We start from the raw sequence: 7,224 nt of genomic DNA on the forward strand, positions 1-7,224 counted from the left end.
GGCCGCACGCTTCCTATCAGCCATCGCCGAGCACGAATTGGCCGAGCGTGCCCACCGCAGGATTGAAAGGCATCTCGCTGAGGCACACCTGCCACCTGGAAAGACCCTGGATAGCTTCGCTTTCGACACCGTGCCCATGGTCTCTAAGGCCCAGGTCATGGCAATTACCGCTGGCGACAGTTGGCTCGCCAAAGGTGCCAATATCCTCATGTTCGGCCCACCCGGTGGAGGAAAGAGCCATCTCGCTGCCGCTATCGGCCTCGCACTTATCGAGAATGGATGGCGCGTGCTATTCACCCGAACAACCGACCTCGTGCAAAAGCTACAGGTCGCGCGCAGGGAACTGCAGATCGAATCTGCTATCGCCAAACTCGACAAGTTCGACTTGCTCATCCTCGATGATCTCGCCTACGTCACCAAGGATCAGGCCAAAACGAGCGTGCTCTTCGAGCTGATATAGGCACGCTACGAGCACAGGTCGGTCCTGATTACCGCAAACCAGCCATTTGGAGAGTGGAACCGGGTCTTCCCCGATCCTGCCATGACACTCGCAGCGGTCGACCGGCTTGTTCATCACGCTACGATCTTCGAGATGAATGTCGAAAGCTACCGGCGAAGAACGGCGCTGGAGGAAAAACGCCAACGCGGACGACCGGCATCTTTTGCGACAATCAAAACCTCGACGGTGATTGCCGCGGAGCGACAATCAGAAAGCGACGAAGAGCTTGCCAGCGACATTCAACGTGATAACTTCAACTCGACCGCGACATAAGAATCTCATCCTGATTGTCGCCCGCGTCTCATCCTGATCGCCGCGCTATACATGGAGATCGCTCGAGTTGCCGCCCATCATAAGCTTCATGTTATCCGCCATACGTTCATCGAAGAAGTATGAACGTCTGCGAACAGAAAGCTTTTCATCCGGCTGTTCCGGACCATCGAGCTTTTTCGGCAAGGCTTTGATCGCGCCTTCGATTTTGTCATCGATGATGAACTGCATCAAAGGCTGGTCATCGCCACCGCTGTCATCACTGGCTGTCAGCAGGTCGAGCACATCTTTCGACTTGGAAAAATCGACCAGCACCTCGTAGCGCTCGCCCGGACTGATTGTCAGTCGTTTAACCGGATCAAGCGTACTTATAAAGCCGCCATCAGATGCAATGACTTGCAACGGCTGGTCGTTGCTAAGACGAATGTGGAAGTTGCGTGCATTTGCACCGTTCAGAATACGCAACCGAACAACTGACGCAGAAACATGCGCTTGCGGCGCGATAACGCATTCACAATAAGCTTGTCGCCGCGAAAGCCATGCATCAGATCCATAATGTCAGGCTGGTAAACCTTATCGCCATCGATCACCCTGCGATCCTGCAAGACGAGCGGAATATCATCAACACCATAGGTTTGAGGCAATCCGCGTTCCCCGTCCTTGCCGTCGCTGACAATCATCAACCCGGCAATTCCCATATGCGCCTGCCGCGCAGTGTCCCCATGCATATGAGGGTGGAACCAGTTGAACGAAGCTAGCTGGCTAACCGTAACCTTTGGCTCCCAGCTAGTGCCTGCCGCAATGACATTATGCGGCCCGCCATCGAGAACAGACGGAACAAAAAGACCATGCCAATGAAGCGTTGTGTCTTCGTCCATACCGTTATTTACCGAAAGCGTAACCGATTCACCGTTTTTGAGGCGGACGACCGGCCCAAGATATGTACCGTTTATCCCGGCAGAGGCCGCATCGCTGCCTTGCGCAAAAGCATGGCGTCCCTTCTGTACTGTCAACTTCACCACGCCTGCAGCATCAGGCTCAATTAAAGCCGGAATAGGCAGCGCCTGCGCCTTTGCCTGTGTGCTGGCTGCACCATGCTGCATGTGCTGCTGATGTGGGTCCTGCGCAAAGGCCTCAAAAGGCCGGACGACGGATAAGGCAGCAGCGCTTGCTCCAAGCGTCAAAAGACGACGGCGTGTCATACTCGTCATGATAATTCTCCAGATAAATCTCTATCAACGCGCATCGAAACCTTCGAAATGCGCTTATTGCGGCCGAAAAACCGGCAGCGTTTCAGAAGATCAGATCTGGCTGAGTATTGGAGGTCGGAGAACGCCGAAGGGGTCGTTGCTGTTCAATGCTGCGACGCGTGGCGGCAGGCCGAATTCGTGATCGGGGGTGAACAGAGCAACGCTGGAGCTTAGCTGTATGATGCCGCCAAAGCTCATCATTACACAGGCGGCAGATGCCTTCTTGCCATGATCCGTCGGTATTGAATGCCCACCGTCATGTTTGGCAACATGCGCAGTCGTGTGACAGTCAATAACTGCTGCCGTCAGTGGCAGATCATGCGCCATGGCATAACAAAATTGCGTTGAAACCAGAAACAGCAACGAGAAAAGCGCAATCAGCATACGGGAAGGCATTCGCAAAACAGAATGTTTGCGAAAACGCATACCAATATTACTGTTTCTGAAAGGCTGCGCAGTCATTGTGATTCCATGTTCTGAATTTCAGCTTAAGGCTGCCTTAAGGCAATTGAAAGGCCTCGACCCTTTTCCTTGAAACTACCTCAGGCATTCATTTTGTTTCGAAAACAGCACATTCGAAAATAGAAAATTACGTGATAGCCCTTTTAAGCTTGCGGTTTCGTATTTTGTGGCACTAAGAAGGCAATATCTCGGGCTTTCCCCCAAAACTTACAGCCCACAAATATGGATATGAAACAATGACTGTAGCTCAAGCAGTTGTTCCGAAGAAAAATTCTGCGCGCCGCGTTTTGGCTGCGAGCATGATCGGCACAACAATCGAATTCTTTGACTTTTATATTTATGCTACCGCCGCGGTAATCTTTTTCCCGCACCTCTTCTTCCCGGCAAGTGACGGTAACTCGGCGCTGCTCCAGTCTCTGGCAACTTTCGCTATTGCCTTCTTTGCACACCCGATCGGCGGTGCGTTGTTCGGTCACTTCGGCGATAAGGTTGGCCGCAAGGCAACGCTCGTTGCAGCGCTTATGACCATGGGTATTTCCACAGTCGCAATCGGCTTCCTGCCAACTTATGAATCCATCTGCGTCTGGGCGGCTCTCCTGCTCGCACTCTGCCGTCTGGGTCAAGGTCTTGGCCTTGGTGGCGAATGGGGCAGCGCAGTTCTGCTCGCAACCGAAAATGCGCCGGAAGGCAAGCGTACCTGGTACGGTATGTTCCCACAGCTCGGTGCGCCTGTTGGCTTCATCCTTGCAACGGGTATCTTCCTGGTCTTGGCTGAACTCCTGACCGAAGAACAGTTCATGTCGTTCGGCTGGCGTATTCCTTTCATCGCGAGTGCCCTGCTGGTTGGCGTCGGCCTCTTCATTCGTCTGAAGATTGCTGAAACACCAGAGTTCCAGAAGGCTATCGACAAGGCTGAACGCGTTGAAGTTCCAGTCGCAACGCTTTTCAAGAAGCATAAGGCGAGCCTGTTTCTCGGCACCATCGGCGCTGTTGCAACCTTCGTTCTGTTCTATCTCATGACCGTGTTCTCGCTCGGTTGGGGTACGCGTGCGCTCGGCTATAGCCGTGAGCAGTTTCTCATCCTGCAGATGGTAGGCGTGATCTTCTTCGGCCTCACCATCCCGGTCGCAGCGCTGCTTTCCGATAAATACGGAATGCGTCCGGTCATGATCATCGTCACAGTCCTGATTGGTATCTACGGCTTCCTCATGGCTCCGCTTTTCCTGAGTGGAACAGCTGGCGTTCTCGCCTTCCTCATCAACGGTTTCGGCCTGATGGGTCTGACCTATGGCCCGATTGGCGCGGCTCTTGCTGAACCATTCCCAACCGCGGTTCGCTATACCGGCGCTTCGCTTACCTTCAACCTGGTAGGCATTCTCGGCGCATCGGTTGCACCTTACATCGCAACATGGCTCGCAACTCATTATAGCTTCGCTTACGTTGGGTACTACATGACTGCTGCCGCCGTGATTTCTCTGATCGGCTTTGCATTCATCTCGTTCAAGCGCGGCGAATAAAGGAGCGCATCCCGAAAAGTGGGAACCGGTTTTCGGCTAAGATGCGCGCTCAATGAAATATTAAAAGCAAATAAAAAAACCCGCGTGGAGCGATCCACGCGGGCTTTTCTTTTAAGTGTAAGCTCGACTAACCTTATTCGGTGTCAGAAGCTTCCAAAGCAATCGCAACAGACTGAATGATCGAGGCGAAGCGTGCAGCAGTCTGGATTGCTTCCGTTGAAACCCCAGCCTTACGCAACAAATCTTCGTGGGCGTCGATGCACATGCCGCAGCCATTGATTGCCGAAACGGCCAGCGACCACAGTTCAAAGTCAACCTTGTCGACGCCTGGGTTGCCAATCACGTTCATGCGCAGCTTGGCAGGAAGCGTGCGGTATTCCTTGTTGGTGGCAAGGTGCACGAAGCGATAATAAACGTTGTTCATGCCCATGATGGATGCTGCAGATTTTGCAGCCTGCACAACCGTAGCATCAACCTTACCTGCTGCTTCTGCAGTCAACGCCTTGCGCACATCGGCGTTGCGCGAAGCAATACCGCAGGCGACGAACAGGCCGTATTTCTGCTGTGGCGTCAGCGTTTCATCGCTCGCCATGGACGAAAGGTTAAGACGAACATCCTTGGCAAAGTCCGGAATTCTTGACTTCAGATCATCCATGGACATGGAACCCTCTTTAACTGTCAGTTCTGGATAAACAAAAGGCGGGCCTTAACCCGCCTTCTCTCAAGCAATTAGATGCTGATTAAGCAGCCTTGAGCGTTTCGCCACCGACTTCACGGTTGCATGGGCAAAGCTCATCGGTCTGCAGAGCATCGAGAACGCGCAGCGTGTCCTTAGGAGCACGGCCAACATTGAGGTTGGTTGCATAAACGTGCTGGATCGTGTTGTCCGGATCGACAACGAAGGTGTAGCGGTAAGCAACACCATCTGGCGAACGAACGCCGAGGCCATCGACCAGCGAACCGTTGGTGTCAGCAAACGACCAGATTGGCAGTTTGTTGAGATCCTGATGATCGCGGCGCCATGCGAGCTTCACGAATTCGTTGTCGGTCGAACCGCCGAGAACAACCGCATCACGATCTTCGAAATCCGAAGCCAGACGCGCGAATTCTGCGATTTCCGTTGGGCAAACGAAAGTGAAGTCCTTAGGGTAGAAGAAGATGACCTTCCACTTGCCTTCGAAGCTTGCTTCAGTGACTTCTTCAAAAGCCGAAACGCCGTTTTCTTCGTGGAAGTTGAAGCCTGGCTTTACGCCAGTTACTTTGAAAGAAGGAAGCTTGTCACCGATACCGAGCATCTCATACCTGCCTGTAAATTCGTTGTTATGCAGAAAATTCAGAAGTTTCAGAACTCTCCGCTTGCGAGTCAAATATAGGCACTCTAAATCAATCGGTCAAGCGATTAAAACGATCAATTCCATCGATTTTAACGATGGGGATAAGTTTAGCCCAAGACCATGCTCAATATCAGCGTTCGCCAGCTCCATTACTTTATCGCCCTCGTAAAAGCAGGCTCCTTTTCGCGTGCAGCTGAGGCTGTCGGCGTGACACAATCCACGTTAAGTGCGGCGATTCAGGCGCTTGAAGCGGAGATCGGCGTTACCCTGATCGACCGCACCGGGCGGCGAATGCAACTGCTGCCAGCAGGCGAAGACTTCCTCAATCGTGCGCAGGAAATCGTCGCATCAATTGAAGAACTGCCGGAACATGCACGTCAGGCAGAGCGCCCTTTGACCGCACGTCTGCGGCTCGGTGTCATTCCGTCGATTGCGCCGTTTCTTCTGCCCACAGTGCTGCCCACGACGGCCAAGGCCTTTCCAGAACTGCAATTGAGCGTGCGCGAAGGCCTGACACGCACTCTGCTCGACAGTCTGCGCTCAGGCTCCCTTGACGTGGCACTCGTGGCCCATCCCTATGATCTTGATGATTTTGAAGTCGCCGAAATTGGTCAGGACCCGTTCTTTCTTGCCGTGCGCCGCGATCATGCACTGGCCAATCGTGACCGCATCGACGCAAGCGATCTTCAGGATCAGCCTTTTCTGTTGCTTGAAACCGGCCACTGTCTGCGTGAACACGTTATGGCGGCAATCGGTTCAAAGCCAACGCAAACAGGCGGCGATGTTCATGCAACCAGCATTATGACGCTGGTGCAGTTGGTGGAATTTGGCATGGGCGTGACGCTACTGCCAGAAGTCGCCATCAAGGCGGGCGTGACACGCGGCAGCGAGATCAGCACCGTGCCCTATGAAGGGCAGCACAATTACCGTTCGCTTGCCTTGGCATGGCGCGCCAATGCTGCCCGCCGAAACGAGTATCAGCTATTTGCGGCCCATCTGCGCAATCACTGCATGAAGAAATAAATCACAAAACGCCCCAGGCGCGGAACCTGCCGCGTCCGGTAATTTCCCGCAAATTGAGATCGGATATCAACTTCAACGCACCCTGTTGCGTGACTTCAAGCTCTTTCTCAACCATCTGGCTCGAAACCAGAGGGCTGCGCATCATCAGATCAACTAATTGCGGAAGACGTGAATTTGATCGCCGTCCTCTTAGCTTGCGTTGCATTTGTTCACGCGCAAGCATCAGGCGGTCATGTTCTTTCATGCCTGCGTCCGCCGCTTCCTCAATTGCAGACAAAAATGTCTTCAAGCGTATCAACCGGTTTGACGAGCGGCGCTCGTCTGGCCTTTTCGTCCGAAGGCCTATGCTGATTGCAGGCAGGTGATTAGTCGTACTCCCCGACTGACGCAGATATGCAGACGTCAACAAACGGCCGATCCAGTTTGAACGCTGCACCACTTCAAGAGAATACCAGGCATCATGCATAAATGCAGCGCATAGTATCGAAGGCAGATGTGCAGTCTTGGCAAACAGGTCGCGCCATTCCTGCAAACGCGCATCTTCATCCCAGTCATCGTCAAAAAGTAGCGCATCCGCCTCAACAGGCTGCGGCTTTGGTTTCTCTTTGACAACGCCTTTTAACAAAGCATCCGTACGAGCTAGCAGAGCGTCGATATCCTCCAGCAGCGGATCAGCTTCGCCTTCCGCCACTTCGCTATAGTCACGCTTTTCTTCCTCTCGCACCTCGATATTTCGGCCAATCAATTGCTGAATACCTGCCGTGCTTAAAGCCCAGCCCGGCGCACGACTGACAATCTGCCGACGCAGTCGCAACACAGAATACGCAATCGTCAGAGCATGGCTGGGCGTGCGCGTATCCATAAGCGCA

The 7,224-nt window shown here is 53.4% G+C and carries 8 protein-coding genes and 1 pseudogene; 3 read left to right on the forward strand and 6 right to left on the reverse strand.

The genetic code is table 11. The annotated features are described in order from the left end of the window. Positions 1-772, forward strand: a pseudogene (gene istB, locus GAK38_RS23020) (IS21-like element helper ATPase IstB); the annotation flags it as partial. 45 nt (positions 773-817) lie between these two features. Here istB and GAK38_RS23025 read toward each other — a convergent pair. The 3 genes from GAK38_RS23025 to GAK38_RS23035 form a co-directional block, all read right to left on the reverse strand. Continuing rightward, positions 818-1,234: a hypothetical protein gene (locus GAK38_RS23025; RefSeq protein ID WP_325347223.1), complete on the reverse strand. Its 417-nt coding sequence runs from the start codon at positions 1,232-1,234 to the stop codon at positions 818-820. Next, positions 1,222-1,980, reverse strand: a complete 759-nt coding sequence (locus tag GAK38_RS23030) for a multicopper oxidase domain-containing protein (RefSeq protein ID WP_325347224.1) — start codon at positions 1,978-1,980, stop codon at positions 1,222-1,224. The genes GAK38_RS23025 and GAK38_RS23030 overlap by 13 nt, the downstream gene beginning before the upstream one ends. A 90-nt stretch (positions 1,981-2,070) precedes the next feature. Beyond that, positions 2,071-2,481: a hypothetical protein gene (locus GAK38_RS23035; protein ID WP_325347225.1), complete on the reverse strand. Its 411-nt coding sequence runs from the start codon at positions 2,479-2,481 to the stop codon at positions 2,071-2,073. 236 nt (positions 2,482-2,717) lie between these two features. Here GAK38_RS23035 and GAK38_RS23040 point away from each other — a divergent pair, with 236 nt between their 5' ends. Beyond that, a complete protein-coding gene (locus GAK38_RS23040; protein ID WP_325347226.1) occupies positions 2,718-3,998 on the forward strand; it encodes an MFS transporter in 1,281 nt (426 codons plus the stop codon). A 133-nt stretch (positions 3,999-4,131) separates the two neighbouring features. Here the strand turns inward: GAK38_RS23040 and GAK38_RS23045 are convergent, their stop codons facing one another. Next, positions 4,132-4,653, reverse strand: a complete 522-nt coding sequence (locus GAK38_RS23045) for a carboxymuconolactone decarboxylase family protein (RefSeq protein WP_325347227.1) — start codon at positions 4,651-4,653, stop codon at positions 4,132-4,134. An 85-nt stretch (positions 4,654-4,738) separates the two neighbouring features. Beyond that, a complete protein-coding gene (locus tag GAK38_RS23050) occupies positions 4,739-5,293 on the reverse strand; it encodes a peroxiredoxin (RefSeq protein ID WP_064321814.1) in 555 nt (184 codons plus the stop codon). Between the two features lie 159 nt (positions 5,294-5,452). On the opposite strand from GAK38_RS23050, the gene GAK38_RS23055 reads away from it, so the two are divergent. Next, positions 5,453-6,355, forward strand: a complete 903-nt coding sequence (locus GAK38_RS23055) for a hydrogen peroxide-inducible genes activator (RefSeq protein ID WP_325347228.1) — start codon at positions 5,453-5,455, stop codon at positions 6,353-6,355. 1 nt (position 6,356) lies between these two features. Here the strand turns inward: GAK38_RS23055 and GAK38_RS23060 are convergent. Beyond that, a partial coding sequence (locus tag GAK38_RS23060) for an RHE_PE00001 family protein (protein ID WP_325347229.1) occupies positions 6,357-7,224 on the reverse strand: 868 nt, incomplete at its 5' end.

Source organism: Xylophilus sp. (genome assembly GCA_009914555.1).
Lineage (GTDB): Bacteria > Pseudomonadota > Gammaproteobacteria > Burkholderiales > Burkholderiaceae_C > WNDY01.